Annotated in this window: 16 protein-coding genes; 4 read left to right on the top strand and 12 right to left on the bottom strand. The window is 40.3% G+C overall.

From position 1 onward, the window contains the following. Nucleotides 1-4 precede the first annotated feature (4 nt). From ACE01U_RS08115 to ACE01U_RS08135, 5 genes are read right to left on the bottom strand one after another with little or no spacing between them, the layout of a single operon-like run. Nucleotides 5-790, bottom strand: a complete 786-nt coding sequence (locus tag ACE01U_RS08115; RefSeq protein ID WP_395579150.1) for an acetoin reductase — start codon at nt 788-790, stop codon at nt 5-7. Nucleotides 791-801: 11 nt separating this feature from the next. Then, the gene (gene lpdA / locus ACE01U_RS08120) at nt 802-2,202 is read right to left on the bottom strand and encodes a dihydrolipoyl dehydrogenase (protein ID WP_395579151.1); all 1,401 of its coding nucleotides are present in this window, start codon (nt 2,200-2,202) and stop codon (nt 802-804) included. A gap of 11 nt (nt 2,203-2,213) precedes the next feature. Continuing rightward, a complete protein-coding gene (locus tag ACE01U_RS08125) occupies nt 2,214-3,749 on the bottom strand; it encodes a dihydrolipoamide acetyltransferase family protein (protein ID WP_395579152.1) in 1,536 nt (511 codons plus the stop codon). Between the two features lies 1 nt (nt 3,750). Further along, entirely contained in the window at nt 3,751-4,770 is a 1,020-nt protein-coding gene (locus ACE01U_RS08130; protein ID WP_004979604.1) for an alpha-ketoacid dehydrogenase subunit beta, read from the bottom strand. Nucleotides 4,771-4,785: 15 nt separating this feature from the next. Then, nucleotides 4,786-5,748: a thiamine pyrophosphate-dependent dehydrogenase E1 component subunit alpha gene (locus tag ACE01U_RS08135; protein ID WP_119063975.1), complete on the bottom strand. Its 963-nt coding sequence runs from the start codon at nt 5,746-5,748 to the stop codon at nt 4,786-4,788. Between the two features lie 342 nt (nt 5,749-6,090). Between ACE01U_RS08135 and lipA the strand changes: the two genes are divergently transcribed. Together lipA and ACE01U_RS08145 are read left to right on the top strand one after the other, a co-directional pair. Continuing rightward, nucleotides 6,091-7,065, top strand: coding sequence for a lipoyl synthase (gene lipA, locus ACE01U_RS08140; protein ID WP_395579153.1), 975 nt, complete (start codon nt 6,091-6,093; stop codon nt 7,063-7,065). Between the two features lie 256 nt (nt 7,066-7,321). After that, nucleotides 7,322-8,413, top strand: a complete 1,092-nt coding sequence (locus tag ACE01U_RS08145) for a transcriptional regulator (RefSeq protein WP_395579154.1) — start codon at nt 7,322-7,324, stop codon at nt 8,411-8,413. Between the two features lie 237 nt (nt 8,414-8,650). Here ACE01U_RS08145 and ACE01U_RS08150 read toward each other — a convergent pair whose 3' ends face one another. From ACE01U_RS08150 to ACE01U_RS08160, 3 genes are all read right to left on the bottom strand, one after another. Then, nucleotides 8,651-11,074 carry a TonB-dependent receptor gene (locus ACE01U_RS08150; protein ID WP_395579155.1) on the bottom strand — a complete coding sequence of 808 codons (2,424 nt, stop codon included), beginning with the start codon at nt 11,072-11,074 and terminating at the stop codon, nt 8,651-8,653. A gap of 213 nt (nt 11,075-11,287) precedes the next feature. Then, complete coding sequence (locus ACE01U_RS08155) at nt 11,288-12,685, bottom strand: MFS transporter (RefSeq protein WP_395579156.1); 1,398 nt, start codon at nt 12,683-12,685, stop codon at nt 11,288-11,290. Next, nucleotides 12,672-14,012 (bottom strand): LLM class flavin-dependent oxidoreductase, encoded by a 1,341-nt coding sequence (locus ACE01U_RS08160; protein WP_151706993.1) that lies wholly within the window; start codon nt 14,010-14,012, stop codon nt 12,672-12,674. The genes ACE01U_RS08155 and ACE01U_RS08160 overlap by 14 nt, the downstream gene beginning before the upstream one ends. Before the next feature lie 274 nt (nt 14,013-14,286). Here ACE01U_RS08160 and ACE01U_RS08165 point away from each other — a divergent pair, with 274 nt between their 5' ends. Further along, nucleotides 14,287-14,934 carry a TetR/AcrR family transcriptional regulator gene (locus tag ACE01U_RS08165; protein WP_086210522.1) on the top strand — a complete coding sequence of 216 codons (648 nt, stop codon included), beginning with the start codon at nt 14,287-14,289 and terminating at the stop codon, nt 14,932-14,934. Between the two features lie 84 nt (nt 14,935-15,018). Here the strand turns inward: ACE01U_RS08165 and ACE01U_RS08170 are convergent, their stop codons facing one another. Together ACE01U_RS08170 and ACE01U_RS08175 are read right to left on the bottom strand one after the other, a co-directional pair. Next, on the bottom strand, nt 15,019-15,726 hold the full coding sequence (locus tag ACE01U_RS08170; RefSeq protein WP_171405802.1) for an SDR family oxidoreductase: 708 nt from the start codon (nt 15,724-15,726) through the stop codon (nt 15,019-15,021). Between the two features lie 219 nt (nt 15,727-15,945). Further along, nucleotides 15,946-19,932, bottom strand: a complete 3,987-nt coding sequence (locus ACE01U_RS08175; protein WP_395579157.1) for a molybdopterin-dependent oxidoreductase — start codon at nt 19,930-19,932, stop codon at nt 15,946-15,948. 121 nt (nt 19,933-20,053) lie between these two features. On the opposite strand from ACE01U_RS08175, the gene ACE01U_RS08180 reads away from it, so the two are divergent. After that, nucleotides 20,054-21,070 (top strand): AraC family transcriptional regulator, encoded by a 1,017-nt coding sequence (locus ACE01U_RS08180; RefSeq protein WP_171494555.1) that lies wholly within the window; start codon nt 20,054-20,056, stop codon nt 21,068-21,070. Between the two features lie 95 nt (nt 21,071-21,165). Here ACE01U_RS08180 and ACE01U_RS08185 read toward each other — a convergent pair whose 3' ends face one another. Both ACE01U_RS08185 and ACE01U_RS08190 read right to left on the bottom strand, forming a co-directional pair. After that, a complete protein-coding gene (locus ACE01U_RS08185) occupies nt 21,166-22,224 on the bottom strand; it encodes an asparaginase (RefSeq protein WP_395579158.1) in 1,059 nt (352 codons plus the stop codon). A 249-nt stretch (nt 22,225-22,473) separates the two neighbouring features. Further along, nucleotides 22,474-25,059 carry a TonB-dependent hemoglobin/transferrin/lactoferrin family receptor gene (locus tag ACE01U_RS08190; protein WP_395579159.1) on the bottom strand — a complete coding sequence of 862 codons (2,586 nt, stop codon included), beginning with the start codon at nt 25,057-25,059 and terminating at the stop codon, nt 22,474-22,476. Nucleotides 25,060-25,374 lie beyond the last annotated feature (315 nt).

Here is a 25,374-nt window from a genome sequence, read left to right on the forward strand (position 1 = left end):
GATATTAACGGTAAACCATTCCACCATCTGTCAAAATAGACTGACCTGTAATGTAGTTTGCATCCTCACTGGCTAAAAATGCAACTAATGCAGCCACGTCATCTGGTGTTTCAGCACGTCCTAAAGCAATACCATCTACATATTTTTTATACGTTTGACCAATTGGTGCACCTGTAATTTCAGAGAACCGCTGATCTATTTCGACCCACATGTCTGTGCCTACAACACCTGGGCAATAACTATTTACAGTAATTTCAGCACTGGCATATTCTTTAGCCGCTGCTTGCGTCAATGCACGAACTGCAAATTTAGTTGCCGAATAAACACCGAGTAAAGCAAAACCTTCATGACCTGCGATTGAGCAGGCATTAATAATTTTTCCCGCCTGTTGGCGTTGTTTAAATTTATTTGCTGCGGCTTGAATCCCCCAAAGTACACCACCGACATTGATGTTCATGATTTGGTTAAATTCATTCGGTGTTACTTCTGCTAAAGCTTTGACTTGTGCAATCCCTGCATTATTGATCATGATATCAAAGCCATTAAGTGTCGATTCGGCATGATCAATTGCATGACTGACTTGTATTGGATCTGAAATATCCGCAATAAATGTGGTGGTTTTTACGCCAAAGGCTTCGATCTTTTGTTGAACAGTATTTAACTTTTCTTGATGAAGATCGACCAATGCAATATGAACACCTTCTTGTGCCAAACGTAAGGCAATACCACGTCCAATTCCTTGTGCTGCACCCGTAATTAATGCAACTTTATTGTTTAAACCTCTAGGCATGTTGCGACTCCTTAGATATGAATGGCACGTTGCATCGCCGACAATACCGACTCATGCATCGCCTCAGATAAAGTAGGATGAGGGAAAATGACCTGTGCTAAGCTTTCATCCGTAGCTTCTAGGTATTTTGCGATGGCAAAACCTTGGATGTGTTCGGTGACTTCATGTCCGACCATGTGAGCACCTAACAATTCACCCGTTTCCTGACTAAAAATGGTTTTAACAAATCCTGCGCTATCGCCCAAAGCCAATGCCTTGCCATTGGCTTGTAAAGGGAACTTACCCACATTGATATTCAAGCCCGCAGCTTTCGCTTTCTGTTCTGTCAAACCAATACTGGCCACTTGCGGATGGGTAAAAATACAGCCCGGAATTTGTGTACGATCTAAAGCATGTACATGACTCAGTCCTGCAATTTTCTCCACACAAAGAATGGCTTCATGACTGGCTTTGTGCGCCAAACAGGGTACGCCTGCGACATCGCCAATTGCATAAACGCCGACAACATTGGTTTTACACCAAGAGTCGACTTTGATAAAACCATTCTCAAATTCAATGCCCAAAGCTTCTAGGCCAAGATTTTCCGCATTCGGTTTCACGCCAATAGCTGAAAGTACCTTGTCAACGCTAATGATTTGCACACCTGCGGCAGTTTCAATATGACAATGCACCTGAGTATGATCAGTTTCTATTTTTTTTACGGTCGCTTCGGTTAAAACCTGCATACCCTGCTGTTCAAATTGCTTTTGTACATACTTGGCAACTTCAATGTCTTCGCTGGGGAGAATCTGCTTTGCAATATCAACCAAGGTGACTTGGCAGCCTAAGTCTTGGTATAGGCTTGCAAACTCACTGCCTATAGCACCCGAACCAATGACCAGTAAAGATTTTGGTAATTGTTCAGGAACTAAGGCTTCTTTATAACTCCAAACCTGATCACCATCTACAGGAATATGAGGCAAATTGGCCGCACGTGCACCTGTTGCGACAATAATATGCGGTGCAGAAATCTGCTGTTTTTTACCATTTGCATCAGTAAGTTCTAATTGCTCTTTGGCAATAAACTGGGCTGTTGCATTAAAAACAGTGATTTGATTCTTTTTCAATAATTGCCCGATACCTTGCACCAGTTGCTCAGAAACCTGTCTGCTATGACGGACCAGTTTTTGAATGTCAAAATCAACCGTGTTAAGCGTAAAGCCAAACTGCTCTGCATGTTTGAACTGCTGCGCAAGCGCAGCCCCGCTCAATAATGCCTTGGTTGGAATACATCCCCAATTAAGACATACTCCACCTAAGTGTTGTTTTTCAACGATTGCTGTTTTTAATCCCAGTTGCGCTGCGCGAATCGCAGCGACATATCCTCCAGGACCAGCACCAATAACCACAAGATCAAATTGTGTATCTGACATGGCTATTCCTCCTACACCAAAATTAATGCAGGATTTTCGACAAACTGCTTAAATGCCGATAGGAATTGAGCACCCAACGCACCATCAATGACACGATGATCACAAGACAATGTTGCTGTCACCATTTGACGAACAACAATCTCATCATTTTCGACGACCGCACGTTTCTCTGCTGCACCTAGGGCCAAAATTGCACCTTGAGGTGGGTTAATAATGGCATCAAACTGTTGAATACCAAGCATTCCCAAATTGGAAATACTGAAACTGCCACCTTGAAACTCATCAGGTGCTAATTTTCCAGTTTTGGCACGTGTCGCCAAATCACGCATATCATTGGAAATTTGCGCCAAAGATTTACGGTTTGCTGCTTTAATAATTGGCGTGATCAGTCCGTTTTCGATGGCCACAGCAACCGAAATATCAGCCTGTTCAAATTGTAAAATCTGCTGATTTTCTTCATCAAACTGAACATTGACCTGTGGAACTTTGATCAGTGCAGCAGCAGCAGCTTTAATCAGCATATCGTTAATGGACAGTTTGACATGCGGTACAGTACTGTTAATTTGCTGACGCAAAGCCTGAACCGACTCAACATTTAAGTCTATCGTTAAGCGAAAATGTGGTGCATTACGTTTTGCTGCTTGTAGCCGTGAAGCGATTGCTTTACGCATACCATTCATAGCCACAGTGGTGAATTTTGCGGATTCTGCTGGATGCGCATGCTCAGTATGTTGAGCTTGTACAGGGTTTTCACGTTGATATACAGCTTCAACATCCTCCTTACAGACTCGTCCACGTGAACCCGATGCACGACAATCATGTAAATTAATACCCCATTGTTTTGCCAAACGGCGGGCAACAGGTGTCGCTAGAACATCACTATCATCTGCTTTAGATTTCGCGGCTTTCGTACTGGCTTGATGACGCACATCTGGCCAAGAACCACCAGCAGCTTGAACTGCAGCCTGAATATCTTGAACACTAATACGACCTTCACGTCCAGAACCCGTAATCTGAGACAAGTTTACATTATGCTTTTCAGCCAATTTCAAGGCATGAGGCGTTGCAAAAATATCATCGCTTTGTTGGAAGCCTTGTAACGTAGCAGGAATTGAATATCCGCCCTGAGCCACCGCTTTTGATGCATGACCAACACTGTTCTGTTTAGGCGTAGCTTGTACTTTGGTTTCAACTTGAGCCACAGCTACTTTTTCAGGAACCGCTGCTACCGCTTTATGTTCAGTTACAGCAGGTGTTCCACCTAAGGACTGTGCAAATGCTGCAACTTCTGCATCGGAAACTTGAGCGTCTGCACAAATTGCAATGACTCCACCTACGACCAGCGTGTCACCATCTTTAGCAATAATTTTTCGTAGCAAGCCATCAAAAGGTGCCTCCAATACATTGACGATTTTTGTGGTTTCAATTTCACAAATATCCTGTCCTTTACTAAATTGCGTACCTTCCTGAATTAGCCATTGGGCAATCGTGCCCTCTTCCATGGACAAACCCCATTTTGGGATTTCTAAGGTTTTAATTTCGCTCATCCTAAGCCTCCAACGTCTTACGTACAGCCTGTTCGATGCGTTCTACACTGGGTAGCCATTCTTTTTCTAATACTGGTGAAAATGGTACGGGTGAGTGTGGTGGAGTGACTAACTCGATTGGTGCTTTAAGATAATGAAAGCCTTTCTGGGCAATGAGTGCAGCCACATCATGTCCGAAACCACAACGCGCTGCAGATTCATCCACAATCACCACGCGGCCTGTTGAAGCCACTGACTCTAAAATACCGTCTTCATCTAATGGAGAAATGGTTCGAGGGTCAACCACTTCAACCGAAATGCCTTCTTTTGCGAGCTTATCCGCGACTTCATTGGCACGATGTACCATCAGGCTTAAAGCAATAATGGTAATATCAGTGCCTTCACGAGTGTAATTTGCGACACCAAAAGGAATGGTGTAAGCCTCATCTGGCACTTCACCCTTAATGTCGTACAACAACTTGTGTTCGCAAAATACGACAGGATCGTCATCTCGAATGGCTTGAATTAACAGTCCTTTCACATCATAGGCACTCGAAGGCACCACCACTTTTAAGCCTGGCACTGAGGCAAACACGTTATATGGCGACTGGGAGTGCTGCGCTGCTGCGGAAAAACCTGCACCAATCATGCCACGTACAACGAGTGGAGCTTTGGCTTTACCACCAAACATGTAGCGGAATTTAGCCGCTTGGTTATACAACATGTCATAACACACGCCGTAAAAATCCATGAACATTAAATCAGCCACAGGTCTTAAACCTGTTGCAGCAGCACCGGCCGCCATACCAATAATCGCCGACTCTGTAATTGGAGTATCAATGACTCGCTCAGAACCAAATTCAGTCCATAAGCCTTTGGTTACACCAAGCACACCGCCAAAACCTTCCAGTTTATTGTCATCAGTATTTTTACCACCATGCCCACCACGAACATCTTCACCGACCACAATGACACTTGGGTCACGGCGCATTTCTAATTCAATTGCTTCTTTAATCGCGTTTCGATAACTTTTATTTGGCATTTTTCTACTATTCCTTTAGTAAGAGACGTAAACATCAGTAAGTAACTGAGAGACTTCTGGGTATTTAGCTGCACGTGCTTTTGCAACGGCATCGTCTACATTGGCTTTAGACTGGGCATCAATTGCATCCAGTTTGGCTTCCTCAATTTTGCCTTTGACTTTTTCACGGAATATCTTCAATGGATCTTTATGCTCTTTGACATAATCCAGTTCTTCTTTGGAACGGATAAGTCCCGGATCACCTTCAAAATGTCCATAAAAACGGTTGGTTACAGTTTCAATCACACTTGGACCTTCACCACGGCGGGCACGTTCAATGGCTTTTTGTGCAACTTCATACACAGCAAAAAAGTCTGTTCCGTCTACCTTTTCAGCAGGTAAGCCAAAACCTGCTGCTCGACCTGCAATATCTTTACTGCCTACGGCATAATCATGTGCAGTACCTTCACCAAAACCGTTATTTTCAAAAACAAAAATGACAGGAAGCTTTAACACCACAGCCATATTAATGGCTTCAAAAGTTAAGCCCTGATTTGACCCGCCATCACCCGTAAATGACAGACCAACACCACCATTCTTAAGTGTTTTGGCGCTTAAAGCTGCCCCAATCGCCAAAGGTGGGCCACCACCCACAATACCGTTTGCACCGAGCATGCCTTTATCTAAGTCCGCAATGTGCATTGAGCCACCTTTACCACGACACAAACCATCATCTTTACCAAAAATTTCTAACATCATGGCGTGAATGTCACAGCCCTTAGCAATACAATGTCCGTGACCACGATGCGTTGATGTAATGAAGTCCTTATCTGTTAAATTTTCACAAATCCCTACTGCAACAGCTTCCTCACCGCTATATAAATGGATGAAACCGGGAATATCACCAGTATTGTTTTCATCGTGAAGTCGATCCTCAAATTCACGAATGTCGCGCATTCTTTTGTATGCTGCTAGCAATTGCTCTTCCGTTAATTGCATATCTTTGTTCCTTATTAACTACGCTTAAAAGAAAATCCAAAAATGAGTGATTGGATTTTTAAACCGTATATTTATATAAGGACATTTTTATTCAATTTAATATTAGACTAAAAAAATATAATGCATAAAAAGATGAGATAAATATTAAAAACAAAAGGTTATGAAATTAAAAATTTTTGTAAAATTTTACAATAGTTCAATCACATATGAAAACAAACCTTTAACCAACCTTTGTTTTATATGATAAGTTTTTTGCACTGTTTTAATATTATTAATGCAACTCAAAGAGCTTATTTAATATCAGGATCTATATTAATTATTTTAAACGACGGAGTGTTTGAAATGGATTTAAATAACACAGTATTAATAGGAAAGAAGTTACGTGGCGCTGAAAAAATGGCACGTATTCCGGTTAAAGTTGTTCCAACAGAAACAACACCGAAAAAACCAGAATGGATTCGGACCAAAATTAGTCAACCTGAAGAAGTACAAATCATCAAGGATTTACTACGACAACAAAAACTACATACCGTTTGTGAAGAAGCGGCTTGCCCTAATTTGCCTCAATGCTTTAGCGGTGGAACTGCAACGTTTATGATCATGGGAGATATTTGTACCCGACGTTGTCCTTTTTGTGATGTTGCTCACGGTCGACCAAATGTATTGGATCTTAATGAGCCCAAGCATCTGGCTGAAACAATCAAGAATCTAAACTTAAAGTATGTCGTGATTACTTCTGTTGATCGAGACGACTTAAAAGATGGTGGTGCACAGCATTTTGCTGATTGTATTCGAGAAATTCGTCAAACCAGTCCAGAGACTTTGATCGAAATTTTAGTTCCTGATTTTCGTGGTCGTGCAGATATTGCCCTTAAGATTCTGAGCCAAAACCCACCGGATGTCTTTAACCACAATATTGAAACCGTTCCACGTCTGTATAAAGCCATGCGACCGGGATCTAACTATCAGCACTCGTTGGATTTACTCCAGAAATTTAAACACTACTGTCCAGATATCCCAACCAAATGTGGTTTGATGGTCGGTTTAGGAGAAGTCGAGGCTGAGGTTATCGTGTTGTTAAATGATTTGAAAGATTATCAAGTTGACTATGTCACAATTGGTCAATACTTACAGCCATCCAAGTCTCACGCGCCAATTCATCGCTTTGTTACATTACAAGAGTTTAAGCATTATCAAACTCATGGAGAGCGCTTGGCGTTTAAAAACATTTGGAGTGCGCCATTGGTGAGATCAAGTTATTTTGCTGACCGTCAGTATTATGGCGAGTCTGTACCTGCCCCATATATACGTGAATGACTTTTCATTATTTACATGCTTCATTGATAAATATGACAGTTACGTTTATTAACATTTCAGGTGGAAATAGTCATTTTCAGCCCATAAGAACACTTTTAAAGTAATCTAAAGGTACAGAAAGCTAAATTGAGATGGTTTAATAAACCAAAGAAAAACAATTTTAAGCCTGAGCAAGAAAATGGCATGAATGACTATAATCTGAAAACTGATCTATAACGTTTAAAAATATTACAGTCTCATCATAAAGGAATATGATATGAACCTGTTCAATACCGCATCTGCAAAGAAGCTGCAAACAACCCATTTAATTAATCAGCACATCGTTCATGCCGCCCCTGTTTTGGCTTTGCCACAAGAGGATCAAACCTCTTTATTTCGTCGCTCTATCCAACACAATTATGCTGATTTATTAAGAATAGCCAATGATTCTGACATGGCTATTGGTTTGACGGACCATCAAGGGACTCTCTTATGGACATGGAGTAGTTCCGCAATGCTCTCTTCTGCTGAACAGGTTCATTTTATTGAGGGTGGACACTGGTCTACACAGGCGGTTGGAACCAATGCCATTGGCATGACTTTAAACAGTCAAAGGTCAAGTTGTGTCTATTCTCATGAAAACCAAATGGATAGTGTTCGGGACTGGGTCTGTTATGCCGCACCGATCTGGGATCCAACATCAGGTCAATTTCATGGCATTATTAATCTTTCCACAAAATATAAAAAACATACCCCTTTAGGGCTACTTGCCGTTGAACGCTGTTCAGACTTAATACAGCGGGCTATCAAATTTGAACAGCAAAATTTTTTATATATTAAAGCACTAGGTTCACCTTGGGTCCAATTTAATGGACATACATTGAACTTGAGTCACCGTCAAATTGAAATACTCTGCATTTTAGCCTTGCATCCTTATGGTATTGGTTTAGACGAATTACACTATGCCCTTTATGGTGAACGTAATGTTAGTATAAAAACCCTCAAAGCTGAGCTTTCACAACTTCGTAGCCTGCTTCCGCATTGCATTGAGGCACGTATTTATAAACTCACCTGCGAGGTTCAATGTGACTTTTTACGTGCTGAACACTCGTTGAATGCAAATCTTATTGCCAGTACATTCTCGCTATATAAAGGGAGCTTTTTATCTAAATCAGAAAGTCCTTTACTCAGCACATGGAGGCATTGTTTTGATGCTCGTTTAAGCCAGTTGATTTATCAAATGGAAGATATAGATCAACTGCTACGAATTATTGGGCAGACACATGACCGGATTGATGCTGTACAACGTCTACTAGAATTGCTACCGCAGGACAGTATTCATCGTAACTATTTTCTAGATCTTATTTAGATCCAGTGGCTGACTTTAAATTTAATAAATACTATGTTAAAGACTATATTCCCAAATCTGATCTTACTTTTTATGAAAGTTCGGCATCGTCAATATGTAAATTATATTCACAAGTTTAGAATGAGGGCGGATTCTTCCTAAAATCCTCTCCCTAGCCCTCTCCTTTAAAAAGGAGAAGGAACTTTCATTGTGATTTTAATACAGCTCAAAAAATGACTGATGCAAGAAAGCCATTAACTAAAAGCTGTATTTAATACTTGCCCCTACTGTTCGAGGTTGTGCAGCAGAGCCTGCATAAACACCATTTCCAGAATTAACCAAACCTAAGTAATAGTGTTTATCCAAGGCATTTTTTGCCCAAATAGATATATCGACGTCGTTTTTACCATGAGGAATACGAATACCTGTGGTTAAATTCAATACCCCATAACTTGGAATTTTAGAATAAATTGAATTGTTTACATCTGAAAAAGTCTCTGAGCGCCAACCATAGTTAACTAAACTATAGTGCTGTGCATTGGCAAACACGTCATGCTGATGCTGAACAGTCAAATTTGCCGTCCAACGTGGCGCACCATTGACGCGATTGCCCGAAATATTACGGTAACCTTTGCCATAGCCACTATCACTTGTCCCCCCGGCACCATTAAACTCTTCAAAAGGTGTCGGTGCTGTTCCCGAATCAAAAGTTGCATCCGTATATGCGGCATTGAAGTTTAGGGAAAATTGACGGTTCAGTTTCGCCTTTAAATCAATTTCGACACCTTGACTGGTCAAATCTCCAACGTTGGTCAACAGACCTAAAAACTGGTTGCCTAAAGCAATATTGGTGACAGCCTGATAGTCTTTAATTTTGGTATAAAAGGCGTTGATATTTGCATATAAGCGCTGATCTAACCATGTAGTTTTTAGTCCAATTTCAATGTTTTCGGCTTTTTCTGAGTCGATATTTAAAGCATCATTACCTAGAATAGCAGCAGGCGTGGCAACACTATTGATATTAAAGCCGCCTGATTTTTCCCCTGTAGAGAAAGTTGCGAAACCTAAAATATTGGGTTTAAACGCGTAACTTGCTGTCACCAACCCCGAAACACTGTTGTCTTTCCTTGATAAAGGCCCCGAATTAAATGCTTTAAATAAAGGGCTTAGTGATGCATAGATAATAGGCTCAACGTTATTTTGTTGAACTTCGCCACTTTTACGTTCGGAAGTTAAACGGAGTCCTGTGGTTAAATCAAACTTGTCTGTCGCATGCCATGTCGACTGTCCAAATAAAGCATAACTGTCAGTGGTTGAACGACCTGTCCCTGAGAGATAGGCATTGTTCGGATAGGCCGTTGTGAGTGCTGCTGCATCCGCCCCCGTACGATATGCATTGTTACTGCTAATATCTTGATAGAAATAATAACCCCCGACGACATAGTCGAAAGTATCACTGCTTGGTGAGGCTAGGCGGACTTCCTGAGAAAACTGATCTTGCTCAACTTCAAAGCCACCTGTAATACCATCTAAAGGGGTAAAGTCTAAATCATTCTTGGGTTTAAAATTCCAATCTCGCCATGCTGTAATTGAGGTTAGCTTAAAACCATTGTCAAACAACCAGTTGGCTTCTGCAGAAGCAGCACTTTGGTCTACTTTAGATTGCTGTTCGGCATCGAAGTCGACTTTATAATCATAGGGATTACGGTCAATATTTTTTGCACCGAGCAATTTAGCACGCTCTGCATAGGTTGTTGCATTTGAACCTGCTACGCCTAACGGTAAATAGCTAGCTGGATTTCCATTTGGATTCCAAGGCGCAAAGCTATAAGGCACCAAAGAACCTGTGCTTGAATCTTCGCTATTATGCTCAGCAATAATTCTTAGACTAAACGCATCGTCAGGTTTATATAAAAGTTGTCCTCTCGCACCAAAGCGATTAATTTCATTGAGATCTTCACCTGTATGAGTATTTTCAACCCAACCATCATCATGGGTTCCATAAGCCGATAATCGAACAGCTACAGTATCAGACAAAGGTTGGTTGATCGTCGCCTTCGCTTGTTTATAGCCACGCTCACCTACCGAAATTTCAGCACTCCCTTCTCGATCAAAAATGGGTTGCTTCGATGTAATATTTAAAACTCCTGCTGTGGTGTTTTTACCAAATAGAGTTCCTTGTGGCCCACGCAGTAAATCAATTTGTTCAATATCTAATAGGTCAAATACCGCTTGTCCCGGTCGCCCTAAATAAACATTATCCAAGTAAATCCCTACACTGCCTTCCAAGCCTTCATTGGCAGTATTATTGCCAATCCCTCGCACAGCCACACTAGATTGTCGCGCATGAATAAATTGTGAGGTGAAGTTAGGCAATTGTTGTTGTAAATCTTGTACCTGATAAATCTTGGCTTCTTCAAGCTGTTTACCTTTCAGCACGGTAATCGGTGCTGGAACTTTTTGTTCACTTTCCACCCGTCTACGGGCAGTAACTGTAACTGTTTCAAGCTGAATCGCATCTACATTTTGCTCACTGGCTTTTAGATGTTCAACGTCAGTCTGTGATTCTTCTGCATAAAGGCATTGTGATGCTGCCGCGATTGCAACAGACAGTGTGGTGAATATAAATGGTCTTGATGCGACCACGCGAAATACTGCTACTTTCAATGTGTTTAAACTCATGATTTACCCCGAAAAAATTGTGTTTTAAGTGCATGTACTGTGAAAATGGACCATTTTAGAAGTCAAAAACTGCTCTTACTTTTCGATTGAAAAATAATATTTAAATGATCCAATAACGTTTTTTGAGTATCTAAGCGAATCAACATCGCTCAAGTTGTATGTGCTTTTGTAACCGTTCAATTGAATAGTTGAAGAAAAATAATATTTCGACACTCATGGTTTTAAGACCTCGAAATGACTGTGCTTAACTTTGGCAATGTCTTTTGGATAAAAATACAAAGCAGCGACCAATAACCCTAGTGCAACTATTCCACTGATGATTGGAAGCACTGTAAGTGCAGCAGAGATGCCATAGGCATCAGAAATCAAACCAGCAATAAATGGCCCCGGGATTGAACCTAATAAGTGGATCGTCATCACAGAAGTTGTTCCTGACAAAGTCCGGGCAGAGACAGGAACTAACTCTTGGGTCAAGCTCAATGGGCCAGAACTGCAAAAACTTAAAACTGCCCCTGCCAAAACGATCAGACCAAATTGCAGTTTTAAATCTGTCAAAAATCCAAAAGCAATTGCATAAAATACTGTAGCTAAAGCATAGCCAACCAGTGAAACATAGAATTTTGCTTTAAAAAAACGTTGTGTCAGGTGATCTAAAACCCAACCACCGAGCGGTAAAGTAAGAATACCCACCAATAAAAATGCACTGGTCATGAGCGAAGCTTGCGCCAATTCTAAATGATGCACACGGTGTAAATAACTTGGCAAAAAGAACACCACAGGAATCCACTGTAAGGTAACGACCGCCATAGTGACATAAGTGAGTAACAACGAAGGCGTGTGCCGAATCGCGTTCCAATTCTGCTTGATCAAGGTCCAGCGAGACGGCACAGAAGAAGCTAAAGATATTTCTGAATGAGACGTTCCAGATTGAGCCTGCTTGGTTTGTACAACATGCTCATGAACTAAAGCACTTTGATAATCACGGCCACGATACAACAGAAATGCAACAACTATTCCTGGAATTGCGAGCAACCCTAACGCATGTCTCCAACCATAATGCTGTGCCACATAGCCACCAAAGGCAATACCGACCGCCATACCAATCGGTTGACTGGCAGAAAAGATACCGAGTGCTAGTTGTAATCGACGGCGTGGAAATGCGGTACTTATCCACGAGTATGAAGCTGGGGCATACGCCGCTTCACCGATACCCACAAATAAACGTGTGGTAGCTAACTGAGAAAAGCTAGAGCTGAATGCACCTAAAGCAGACGCAATACCCCAGAATATTCCCATCAAACTGGCAACTTTAATACGGCCATAGCGTTCAATTAGCATGGATACTGGAAAAGCAAACAAAACCATGCCCAAAGTCAAAATAGAACTCAGTAAACCTGCCTGTGCATCACTAATACCCCAGTCTTTTTGTATATATGGCAAAATACTGGCAATAATCATCCGATCAGCAAAGTCAAAAACCATCAATAAACATAGTAGAAAAAAGACTTTCGCTGTGACTTTGCGTCCAAACAAATAGTCGAGAGTGGGTTGCTCAACTTTAGCAAATTCGGCGGGTTCTACGTCCACATGTTTAAGGTTAAGCTGCGTCATGATATTGGCTCCGTGGACGGGTTAAACCTAAGTGTTCACGTAAGGTAGTACCTTCATATTCTTGTCTAAACAGGCCACGGCGCTGTAACTCAGGAATCACCTGTTCGACAAAGTCGGTTAAACCAATGGGAAATGTCGGAGCTAGAATATTAAAACCATCGGCTGCACCATTGTTAAACCAATGTTCAAGCTCATCTGCAACTTGAACTGGTGTGCCAATCAAAATTTTATGACCTCTCGCCCCTGCGACTTTTTTATAGAGCTGGCGAATGGTTAAATTTTCTGCACGTGCTAAATCAAGCAATAATTGCTGACGGCTCTGCCAACCTTCTGTCACGGGAAAATCAGGCACAGGATCATCCAAAGAATATTTTTCCCAGTCAATATTGCCTAAAAATGCAGACAGCAAACCAACACCGACAACTGGATCAATTAAAGATTGTAATTGTTCAAATTTTTTCAGTGCTTGCTCATACGTTTCTGCAACAATTGGCATGATACCTGGCATGACTTTAATACTGTCTGGATCACGACCAAAAGCAGCGGCGCGTGCTTTGATATCTTGATAAAAAGCCTGAGCACCTTCTAAAGTTTGTTGAGCTGTAAACACGACTTCAGCAGTCTCTGCTGCTAGGTGGCGGCCATCTTCCGAGGAACCTGCTTGTACAATGACAGGATAACCTTGTACTGGTCGTGCAGATTGTAATGGTCCTGCAACTGAATAAAACTCACCTTGATGATTGAGATAATGCAATTTGCTTGCATCAAAAAAATTACCTGATGTTTGGTCAAATAAATAGGCATCATCATCAAAACTATCCCATAAACCTTTGACCACATCGACATATTCACGTGCACGTAAATAGCGTTCTGTATGTTTGTTTTGCTCAGTTAAATTAAAATTTTTAGCTTCAAAGTCAGTGCCTGAAGTCACTAAATTCCAACCTGTGCGCCCATGGCTAATGTGATCCAAAGACGCAAATAAACGGGCTAAATGGAACGGTGCTAAGTATGAAGTTGAGATCGTGCTAATTAAGCCAATTTTCTCAGTGACTTGAGACAGTACCGATAAAACAGTTAGAGGTTCCCAATAGTATGCAGGCGCTCCTTTAGCCAATAAATGCGGTGCAGCTTGTGGCCAACCTAGACCATCTGCAAAAAAAATAGCATCAAATTTGCCTTGCTCTGCAATTTTTGCCAAATTCTTTAAATGTTCTAGGCTTGTCACGTCTTCAGGATTCACCTCTGGATGTCGCCAAGCAGCTAGATGATGCCCCACACTCTGTAAAAATGCCCCTAATTTTATTTGTCGCTTTGATTCACTCATATTTTTCTCACATAATTGAGCTTACTTAAATTACAAATTTTCAAATTTCTTGATCGTTTTTTGATATTTGATAATAAGAATTTAAGTAAACGATGTCGTTCACTTATGTTTTTAAAATAAGAGAAATAGTTTTAAATCAAAAATAATTAATCGGGATAATGTTATTCATTGTTCATATATAGTTTTGTTGAATGATTATACGAACAGAGATTGATTATTCTTTTAATTGTCTTTTTAATAGAACCTTTAGACGACATATCAAAAAGCCAGCTAGATGACAAATGATTGTACAAAATTAAAAAAGGTATTGACGGGACGCCCGACACGACAAGATTCTGAGGCATTGCATGAACACTTATTAAATATCGCCTCTGTTTATTTTTTAGAACATGGTTTCCAAGCCAGTAGTATTGAAGGAATCGCTAAAAAAGCACAGGTTTCCAAACTGACGATTTATAGACAATATCAAAACAAAACCAACTTATTTATTGCTGTGATTCAAGCAGGGGTGGAACAATATATAGCTGATATTCGTGATTGGTCTAGAAATAAAACAGTGGATGCCGAAAGTTTATATGAACTGGGCATGTTTATTGCGACACGCTGGTTTTCTTTGGAGAATATACGGTTACTACGGATGACAATTCCTGAAGTACAACGGATTCAAGAATTATCAGATATGATCAACGCCCTGATGATGCAAAGCCGTCAACCTGTCGAAGAATTCTTAGCTAAACTCAATCAACAGAAAGGCTATCATATTAAAAATCTCGGGATGGCAACCATTCAATTTATTCAGTTGTGTGTTTTTGGACATTATTATTTGCTTCGAGATGAGTCTTATTTACCAAATACAGAGCTATTGCACGAAAACGTGCAAAATACAGTGCACCTATTTTTGAATGGTTATCGCACTGTTTAAAATATTGTGATTCTATTTGAAATAAAAACAATATGCAGTCCCTCAATAGAAGCGAAACTGCATTTCATTATTTAGGCTGTGCTATTACCACTCAATTTCATTGCCCTGAAAGTCGACAAATCGCTGTTCGTTTTTACCCATAAAATTTTCAATCACAGCAACCATGCCCGTGGTACTTTGTTTCACACTGATAGGAGCATGACTTCCGCCCATTTCAGTTTGAACCCAACCAGGGTGTAAATTGAGTACACCCATCTGAGCAGGAATGGCTTCATTTACTGCAAAGCCACGTGTAAGACTGTTCAAAGCCGCCTTGCTCGCACGATACAGTTCCATGTTTCCATCATCGTTTAAAGTTACACTTCCCATACGAGAGCTCATAAATGCAATCACACTCTTTTCAGCCATTAAAGGAAGAAGCTTTCTTGCAACTGTCACAGGCGCAATGCTATTTACCCAAAATAGATGAGAAATTTCATTTGGTGTACAACTCTCAACATGTTGATGTTCCGGCCCTAAAATACCCGCCGAAACCAACAGTAAATTGATTGATTTTTCATGATATTGGCGGGTTAAAGACTCAACTGTTTGCACATGGTTTAAATTCACTTCGACCAGTTCAAGCTTGTCTGCAAACTCAATGAGCAATTGATTCAATTCTGTAGAGACTTGGTTTATATCTCGAATGGTCGCTATAACTTCCCAATGCTGATTTAGTAATTCACGAACTAAACCTAAACCAATCCCTCTTGAAGCACCAACTACAATTGCACGTTTATTCGCATTCAACATAATATGTTCCTATTCACTTTATGAACCGTCTAGAAAATATCTAAAAAGCAGATGTATAGCATCTTTTTTAGTCATAAACGACAACAATATACAAGTCTAAAGGACATCCAGTTTTCTCTCTATGGATCTCCATCTAAGGCTTTATTTTTTACATGAATTATCAACATCATTGCAATCTTTATTCAAATAAACTCAAATGCCCTTTTATCGTTTTTGTATTTAAAATATCTTCTGCAATTCAACTGGAATGCCATTCAGTGCAGCATTGCCCGATAAAACATCAATGAATTGGTGATCTGTGATGTCGTTGACGCTAATACCCGGATTAGATGAAGCAACTGAGAGCTGCATGCCTTTGCGATGATGTCCCCAACCGTGCGGTAGACTCACTACATTTGGCATAATATCTTCAGTAATTGCAACGGTGACTCTTAAAGCACCAACTTCACTGCAAATATATACTTGCTCGCCCTGAGTAATGCGATAGTCATTTGCTGTTTGTGGGTGAATAAATAAATCGCAACGGTTTTTACCTTTTACCAAGCGCTGACTGTTATGCATCCATGAATTATTGGTACGTAAGTCGCGTCGACCAATGAGTGTCAATTTTTGAAGATGTTCATGTCTTTTGACGTAGTCGTGTAGTCGGTCGAGATCATCCAAAAATTGCTTTGGGAAAAGTTGGATTTTTTTATCTTTCGTAAACAATTTATTAGGAATACGTGGCTCTAAAGGCCCTAAGTCCATACCATGTTTATATTTTTTTAGCTTTTCTAAAGTAAGACCTTCGCCTGTGATAAAACTTTTAAACCCACCACCATAACGGCCATGTCGCAAGCCCAAATCAATCACACGTTCGATTGTCATCAGCGATTTAATCTGATGCATTGGTTTCATTTTCAACTTGGTGATAGCGGTTTGCTTTCTTGCCTTTAATTCTTCCATGCGATGTGTGAGAGCAATATAAATTTGTGCATCTGAGCGCATAAAACTTTTTTTCTTAAACAGTGGTTCAGAATATCGAGTGACATTACGAACAGCCAAATTGGTAAACACTAAATCATATAGCGCATGTTCAAATGGTCCACATGGCGGCAGAATAATATCGGCATACTTTGTTGTCTCATTCATATAGAAATCAATGGCGACCATAAACTCAAGATTCGCCAAAGCCTGCTCCAAACGGGTACCATTCGGCGTAGAAATCACGGGGTTCCCAGCAGTCACCACAAATGCTTTGACCTGACCTTCTCCCGGTGTCAGCATTTCATCCGCCAAAGTTGCGGAAGGAAGTTCACGATTAAATTCTGGAAGTTTGCGTACACGACTATGAAAACTAGCAAAACTACCTCGACCTGCAATATCTGTCATATCAATTGCTGGCGTTGTAAACATCATCCCACCTGCCCGATCTAAATTCCCTGTGATGATATTAAGAAGCTGAATGAGCCAATGATTGAGTGCACCAAACTCTTGAGCTGCAATCCCCATTCGACCATAACATACAGATTTGTCCGCACTTGCAAACGCTACAGCGATACGTTCGATTTCGGTGACAGGAATATGCGTTAGCTCAGCAATTGTGGTCAGTGGAATGCGACTCACTAAATTTTGAATATCTTCAATTTTTCCATTGAGTGGCAGTCTTGACTGGACTTGAACCAAGCCTTTAGCAAAAATAACCTGAATCAACCCGAGTAAAAAAAGTGCATCACTACCAGGTTTAATAAAATGATGTTCACTGGCGTATCGGGCAGATTCTGTACGCCGTGGATCAATCAATACCAATTTTCCACCGCGTGTCTTAATACGATCCAGCCGTCCTAAAATATCACCTGCAGTCATCAAGCTCCCATTGGATGCAGCAGGGTTTGCACCAAGCATGAGCATATAGTCTGTGCGATCAATATCTGGGATCGTAAAATTCATGCTATGGCCATACATCAAATATGACGTCAACATATGTGGCATCTGATCTAGGCTTGAGGCTGAATACATATTTTTTGATGCCAGTACTTTTTTAAAGGGTCCAATGTTCATCATGACTTCAATATTATGTGAGGTTGGATTGCCCCAGTAGCCCGCGACAGCATCATTACCATGTTTTTTCTGAACATCTACAAGGCGCTGTGCGACTTCTTCAAGCGCATCCTCCCAATCTATATCTACCCATTGGTCACCAATACGTTTTTTTGGTGTTTTCAAACGATCGGGATCATTATGTAGATCTTGTAGGGCATATCCTTTCGGACAGATATGCCCATCACTATGTGTATCTTGTGGGTCACCCGCAATCGAAATAATCTTTTCACCTTGATATTTGACCACAATGCCGCACATCGCCTCACATAATGTACATGTACGATGATGTGTCTGAATCGGCTTTGAAGCATCGTAAACTTTGATTGTTGCAACGACGTCATTATTCGTGTTGGCTTTAGCAATCTGTTCTCGATTCGTCGATTGCACATGAATCATCTCTTGCAAATCAATCAACTTACGACGTGGACGACCCACTGAACGACCCAGTTTTAGTTCTTGTATGTCTACAGCAATCCAGTCTGCAAATGTAAAAAAGTTGATTTTGTTCTGACTCAAGTACTTTTTAAGTGACATGACCTCCATTGCCTGTGTTTCACTGCTGGGATGCTCCAAACTTCCAAGCACTGAGTCCCTAGTTTCTAAGCTCCTAACTTCTAAGTCCTCAGATTTGAAGTCCTTGCTATGTAAATCAGCCACAAGCGTTTTTACCGTATGCACAGCACATTGCTTATTGGTTCCAATCACACCACTAGCACCACGCTTAATCCAACCAGCAACATATTCTTTTTCAGATAAATCACCATTGGGCAGTAGCGCTCTGCCTTCGTAATGTGCAATGGTGCCACGCACCTCATCAAATTTTAAGCCCTGTATTGCTTTGCCCTGATACCCTGTCGCAGTCACGATCAGACCAGTTTCCAGTGTCTGACTTTCTCCCGTGGCTTCAACGATAAGGTTTTGTTCAGCATCTAACGTGACTTTATTCATCCCAATACTTAAACCTTGTACGCCTTGATCAGTATGTATCACAGCTTCTGGGTTGGCATTGAAAATGAAACGGATGGTTTTCTCTGCTTGAACTTCTCGTTTGAGAATGCTACGCAGCAAAATCATATTTTCTTTGGCTTCACTGTATTCTGGCAGATCCAACATCACCTCAATTGCTGGATCTAAATCAAGATCTTGAGGATTGACCTCAAGACAAATGCCTTGATGATCAATCAATTGGCGTAACTCTTTGGGCGTAAATGCCGCCTGCGCAGGACCTTTACGTGCAATAATATTGACATTTTTAATGCCACTTTCAGCAATCATTTGCAAAGCATGATCAGCAATATCTGTTTGATGTAACTCTTCAACAGGTAGGCATACAATACGCGCAATATCCAGTGCGACATTTCCCATACCAATGATAGAGATATGCGAATGCTTTAACTGCGGTGCTAGATTTATTTGCTCAGGATGACCATTATACCAACCAACAAACGCCGCAGAACCATAAACACCTGTGACTGAACCACCTTGAATGGCTAAAGGCTTACTGGATGATCCACCTGTGGTATAAATCACGGCATCATAATTTTTTAGCAAGGTATCTCGATCAATATCTTTACCAACTTCAACATTGCCGTAGAATTTTAAATTTGAATACTGTTGGAAAAGCCGCGTAAAGTTTTCCGTAACAGATTTGATTTCAGGATGATCAGGAGCAACACCAAAGCGTACCAATCCAAAAGGTGTCGGTAATTTTTCAATCAGATCAACCGTTGCCTCAGGATACTGCTTGAGTAAAGCTTCACTGGCAAAAAAACCTGAAGGTCCTGCACCAATAATGGCAAAACGCTTGTTTGGTAATGTGGACTTTTGAGTCGCATTTGCTTCTGCTATTCGATGTTCAGCATCCACTTTACGTTCAGTAATGATCGGATGACGCTTAGATTCAATGGCATTGATTTGAATATATTGAATTTGATCTTTAGGGACGGATGCTTCGGGATAAATTGCATGTGTAGGACATTCGGTCAAACAGGCATTACAACTGATACACACATCTGGGTCGATAAACAGCATTTCATCGCCTTCACGAAACGCATTTACAGGACATACATCTACACATCCCGTGTGTTTTGCACCAATACATGCATCCGTAATTATATATGCCATCTTGCAATACCTATTGTCATCCATTTAAACCCTTAAAATATTAATGCCGCCTGCAAAAGGTGTATTGACAAAAAGGCACCGATTTGACATTTTGTGCCAAAGAGCGTGTAAAAATACAAATATGTCAAAAAACTTCGTTTCTTCTAGTTTTCTGAATACCTTACTGGTTTATCTGAGTTGCAATGCTTATCAGGATGCAACTCTTATTGCTCAAATTGAACAGCTCAAAGAACGCTACGCATGGCGCATGCCCAAAGATGACTTTCTCAATGTATTAGACATTATTCAAACACGCTATCCAAAACCAGCTCTGGGTTTCCGCATTGGACGAAGTCTAAAGCCAGAACATTTTGGAATGATCGGTTATATGGGGGTAACCTGCTCAAGCTTAGGACAAGCATTAGGTCGTTATCACCATCATCAAACTTTAGTCGATTCAGAGCTCAAGATTTCTTTAGCATTAACAGATCATGAAATCACTATGCGCTGGTGGCATAATGACCCAAGTACCCATGGCATTTGGGGAGAGTTTGGTGTCATGGTATTTATTAGTTTCTATCAGGCATTAATCGGACGTGATATTGCACCGATATGTGTTGAACTGCCTTATATGCCTGACAGTGACCCTAAAATTTATGAAATTTTGGCTGGTTGCCCTGTGAAATTTGGAACCCATGCAGTTGGGATTACCCTACCTCGTGCTTTATATGCAATGAAAATTAGTACCAGTGATCCTTATCTTCGAAGCCTGTATGACCGACAGGCTGCTGCGTTGCTACTTGACTTCTCTGGACAATATGATGCTTCTGTACGCAATGACTTTCTCACTCAAGTCAAACTTGCGATTAAAACGGGTATAGAGGAAAACCGATGTAGTGCTGAAGATATTGCACATCAATTAGATTTATCCCTGCGAACGTTCTATAGACGGCTAGATGAACAAGGTTTTCGCTATAGGGCATTGCTCGCAGACACACGTTTTGTATTAGCTAAAACCTATCTTCAAGACCAAACGCTATCATTAGCAGAAATTGCACTCATGTTAGGCTATGCAGAACAAAGTGCTTTTACGCGCGCATTTATCAGTTGGAATGGTCAGTCTCCTTCCATGTATCGCCACCATTATGGCTTAATGTAATTTTAAAAAATCACATATATTTGCAAATAAAAGAAGCACCAAATAAGGTGCCTCTTTAAAATGTTTAATTTAATATTAGAACATATTTCTCGGTCTTAATATTCCCAAAAAATACGTTGGATTTCTTTTGTATCTTTCGTTTTTGTTAAAGCAAGGGCTGCAAGTAATTTGGCTTTTTGTGGGTTAAGGTCATGTGCAACAACCCAGCCATATTTGTCATCTGGCTGCTCTGCATTTCTAAGCACAAAACCTTGCGGTACACGAGATGAACGTATAATTTGAACACCTTGTTTCTGCAACTCGATTAGAGTTGGAACAATATAGTTCGCTACCGACCCATTCCCTGTCCCAGCATGAATGATGGCTTTCGCTCCAGCTTTAGCATAAGCGGTGTATGCATCAGGTAACATATTGCCAGAGCCATAAACAATTTGTACGAGTGGTAAACTATCGCCTTTAATATTCTCAATATTAAATTCGGAGCTTGTATTATGACGCTTTGTAGTGCTTCTAAACCAGTAAGGTTTACCTTCAACTAAGGTGCCGAGTGCACCCCATTGGCTCGCAAATGCATTGGTATGGATATTAATTGTTTTTGAAACATCACGTGCTGCGAAAATATCGTCATTCATCAGCACAAAAGTGCCTTTTCCTTTTGCACTATCATCGGCAGCAAGTGCAACTGCACTATAAAGGTTAAGTGGACCATCAGCAGACAGCGCTGTACTTGGACGCATTGACCCAACCAATACAATTGGCTTGTCTGAATGAATCACTAAATTTAAAAAGAAAGCCGTTTCTTCTAGCGTGTCCGTTCCGTGCGTAATCACCACACCATTTACATCGGGTTTTTTAAGTAAATCATTAACTTGCCGTGCAAGAGATAATAACTCTTTATCGGTAATACTTTCTGATGCAACTTGCATCGCCTGTACACCAGTCACATTGGCTAAGTTTTGAATTTGAGGAACTGCATTTAATAATGCATCTACAGGAACTTTTGCTGCGGTATACGTTGCACTGTTGGTTGAACTTGCACCTGCACCTGCAATTGTTCCACCAGTGGCCACAACAACTACACTATTTTTGGCAAATGCTACGCATGGGAGTAATAGGCTTAAACTAAGTGTTAAAGCTGAAACTGTTTTTTTCATAGGTCATCCTTTTTGAGTCATTTTATTCTTAGCATTTTTCATACCATAGTAAAATTACTGGAAAAGGATCGGATTGTATAGATACCATCACTATGTTTTGTCATTCGCTTTATTTACATAAATAGCTACCCCAAAAGATACATGCAAGAATATGCAATACGCATGCATCTATCTTAAAAATAGCCTTCTTTTGAAGGCTATTGAAGAAATATAAAAGAGTTCAGTTGGTTTCTATACTGTTGATATCAATCAGAACTTCTGAGAAATACTTAACTTATAATCCCGTCCTGTACCTGTCATGTATTCACCAAGATACATTTTGTAATCACGATTAAATAAATTATCTATCGAGAAATTTAATACAGGCCCTTTCTCACCAAGGGGCTGCCAATCTGCATATACACTATGCAGTGAGTACCCTTTTGTTTTGGGCAAAGAGAAAGACGATGCTGCAATCGACTTATCATTATCAGATAAGCTTCTGTCCTGTGCATCAACGAAAATGCCCCTCCACCCCATGGTTAAATGATGTTCTGGAACATTTACCCCCAAAGTTGCGGTTGCTTTTTTAGGCGGGATGTCTGTCATCCATGTTTTTTCATCAAACCATGGATTTACTGGAGAGTTATCACGTTCTCCTCGAATATATGAATAAGTAAACCCTGCAAACCAAGTCGGTTGATTATAGAACAATTCGGCTTCATAGGCTTGAATCGTGTAATCTGTAACATTTCGGTAGAAGCCGTGATGATAATTGCCATTACAATCACTTATGCTTCCAGAACCAGTATTGGCTTGGTTTTCAGCTTGGGCTTGACAAAAAGTTGAGCGGTTTCGATATATTTCATCTGATCCACGGTTGTGGTGATAGGTTAAACGAACTTGTAGATGGTCATCGTTACTCAACAGATCATCAAAATTCATTTCATTACCAATACGTACTGCAAGCATTTTTTCTGGGCGTAAATAAAGGCTGGTGGAGGGAACGCTTGTAGCTGCCGACTGCACATAATATTGCTCATCCACCCGAGGCGCACGCCATGTTTTGCTGACATTTGCAAACCAAGTAAGTTGATCTGTTTGAGCCCAAGACATTGCCAAACGAGGAGACCAGCCTGTATAGGTTTTACTTGAGTAATCATGTCCCGCAAGAGGATTGTTATATCTTGATGCGCGGTTTGGTTTCCCATTATTTACGATATGATCATAGCGCAAGGATGGTGTAATAATAATATTATTAAATTGATATTGGTCCTCAACAAAAGCACTCAGCATCTGTTGATCACCAGCAGGCATATAATTGGGTTCATAATAGCCAAAATTGTAATCAGGTTTAGACGCATTACTCTTATCAAAAATCAAAGAATTTTGTTCCATTTTCTGGTATTGCGCACCGATTTTTAATTTGTGGTCACCATATTTTGATTTTACATCACTGATATTACTTACTTTTAATGCTGTATTTGTATAGTTGACCCAACTTTCATTACCTAATAGTGCAGCGGAGCCATTCACGCTTGGTAGTCGTTGATCATGCTGAAAAGTTTTTGAGTATGAAGCAACTGCTTTAAAGTTAATAAAGGGATTAAATTCTGGATTGAATTCGTACGCAGCTGAGTAACTGGTATCCTTTTGGTCTCGATAAACTAAACGACGCTTCCATGCTTCATCATAACCATATTTATCAATATCTGCTTGGCTCGGCACTGCATCTTGGTCACGCATAGCCGCAAATGGTTCCCACCCTTCATGACCGCTACGCATGGCATTTAATGAAATTTTATGTCCATCGGCTGGATAAAAGTTGAGTTTCGCTAAGTAGGTGTCCTGCTCTTGTGCAGAATATAAGAATTTGCTGCCATCTGGACGTTTTACATCACCACTGTCTCGGTTTGTATAGTAAAACAAACCATCAACCAAACCATTCTTCATTTTGCCGTAAACTGCGCCAGTATACGTGTTCTGGCTATTATTGGAAAAACGTGAATATTTTACAAAAGCACCTGCATTTTTATTTGCACCGAGCAAATCACTGGGATCTTTTGTTTCCAATGTCACCTTGCCACCAAAACCACCATTTCCAACCTCAACATTGTGAGGTCCTTTGTCTACTGTTATTTTCTTTAAAATTTCAGGCTCAATAAAAACTGAGCCCTGTCGGTATTTGTCAAAACTCTTAACAGAGTCATCGAGAGTAATGGGCACATCTGCAACCCCACCTCGCCCTAGAATATTGATCTTCTGCCCACCTGGTCGTGGTGATCCAGCCGAACCAACACTTGGCATATTATCTAATAATTGTGCGACATTATTGGCTTGGTATCGGTCAATTGCTTTTTGATTCAGTACACTTTGTCCAAATTTAACTGTATCTTCTTTTTCCGCTTCTAATACGATAGCAGGCATTTGATAAATCTGATTATCCATAGCCATATTTGATAAAACAGATTGATTTGAATCTGTTTTTTTAGATTCTACTCCAGCCAAATTTTTCGTATCAGGCATCTCAATCAATATGTAGCCTGATACTGATTTTTGTAATTTGAATGGTGTATTTTGAATTAAACGTGCAAAAAGTTGATCTAAAGTATATTTTCCCTGAATGGTTTTTACTTGATACAGATTGGTTCTAGCAGGATCAAATAACACCGAGATATTGGCTTGTTGTGCAACATTATTGAGTGCTTGAGTCAGTGAACCTGTTTGAACTTCATAATAACTGGCTGTATTTTCACTCACCGCATAAATTTGTGTGTTCATCAAACTTGTAACAGCTAGCACTGTAGCAGTCAAAGCAAATGGTTTAATGGAATTCCAATATAAAAACTGTGGCATTGGTCGGGTCATCCAGCGCTTAATAAAAATTAAACTTCGCTAATTTAAAATATGTTCTAAGCTTTATAAGACGATCCAGCTAAAAAAAAGACGCAATTTTATTAAATAATCGTACTTTTTTTATACAGCCCACCAATATCTAGTATGAATAACCATCCATATGTCATTTTTGAACGATTGCTCTTGTTTAATCTTAATTGTTGCCTTTTTGACATCTATCTAAGATATAAAATGACAATGTATTGATTTAATGTAAAATATAATTACATCAATCATGTTCAACCGTGGACTATAGCTCCGAAAAGAATTATTTTT

Source organism: Acinetobacter halobius (genome assembly GCF_044130335.1).
In the GTDB taxonomy this organism is placed as follows: Bacteria; Pseudomonadota; Gammaproteobacteria; order Pseudomonadales; family Moraxellaceae; genus Acinetobacter.

Excerpts from the sequence above, each read along its gene's own strand:
- lipA (WP_395579153.1), top strand. The coding sequence starts at position 6,091 with ATGGATTTAAATAACACAGTATTAATAGGAAAGAAGTTACGTGGCGCT.
- ACE01U_RS08160 (WP_151706993.1), bottom strand. The coding sequence starts at position 14,012 with ATGAGTGAATCAAAGCGACAAATAAAATTAGGGGCATTTTTACAGAGT.
- ACE01U_RS08175 (WP_395579157.1), bottom strand. The coding sequence starts at position 19,932 with ATGGCATATATAATTACGGATGCATGTATTGGTGCAAAACACACGGGA.
- ACE01U_RS08190 (WP_395579159.1), bottom strand. The coding sequence starts at position 25,059 with ATGCCACAGTTTTTATATTGGAATTCCATTAAACCATTTGCTTTGACT.
- ACE01U_RS08165 (WP_086210522.1), top strand. The coding sequence starts at position 14,287 with ATGACAAATGATTGTACAAAATTAAAAAAGGTATTGACGGGACGCCCG.
- ACE01U_RS08145 (WP_395579154.1), top strand. The coding sequence starts at position 7,322 with ATGAACCTGTTCAATACCGCATCTGCAAAGAAGCTGCAAACAACCCAT.
- ACE01U_RS08130 (WP_004979604.1), bottom strand. The coding sequence starts at position 4,770 with ATGCCAAATAAAAGTTATCGAAACGCGATTAAAGAAGCAATTGAATTA.
- ACE01U_RS08185 (WP_395579158.1), bottom strand. The coding sequence starts at position 22,224 with ATGAAAAAAACAGTTTCAGCTTTAACACTTAGTTTAAGCCTATTACTC.
- ACE01U_RS08170 (WP_171405802.1), bottom strand. The coding sequence starts at position 15,726 with ATGTTGAATGCGAATAAACGTGCAATTGTAGTTGGTGCTTCAAGAGGG.
- ACE01U_RS08135 (WP_119063975.1), bottom strand. The coding sequence starts at position 5,748 with ATGCAATTAACGGAAGAGCAATTGCTAGCAGCATACAAAAGAATGCGC.
- ACE01U_RS08150 (WP_395579155.1), bottom strand. The coding sequence starts at position 11,074 with ATGAGTTTAAACACATTGAAAGTAGCAGTATTTCGCGTGGTCGCATCA.
- ACE01U_RS08155 (WP_395579156.1), bottom strand. The coding sequence starts at position 12,685 with ATGACGCAGCTTAACCTTAAACATGTGGACGTAGAACCCGCCGAATTT.
- ACE01U_RS08125 (WP_395579152.1), bottom strand. The coding sequence starts at position 3,749 with ATGAGCGAAATTAAAACCTTAGAAATCCCAAAATGGGGTTTGTCCATG.
- lpdA (WP_395579151.1), bottom strand. The coding sequence starts at position 2,202 with ATGTCAGATACACAATTTGATCTTGTGGTTATTGGTGCTGGTCCTGGA.
- ACE01U_RS08115 (WP_395579150.1), bottom strand. The coding sequence starts at position 790 with ATGCCTAGAGGTTTAAACAATAAAGTTGCATTAATTACGGGTGCAGCA.
- ACE01U_RS08180 (WP_171494555.1), top strand. The coding sequence starts at position 20,054 with ATGTCAAAAAACTTCGTTTCTTCTAGTTTTCTGAATACCTTACTGGTT.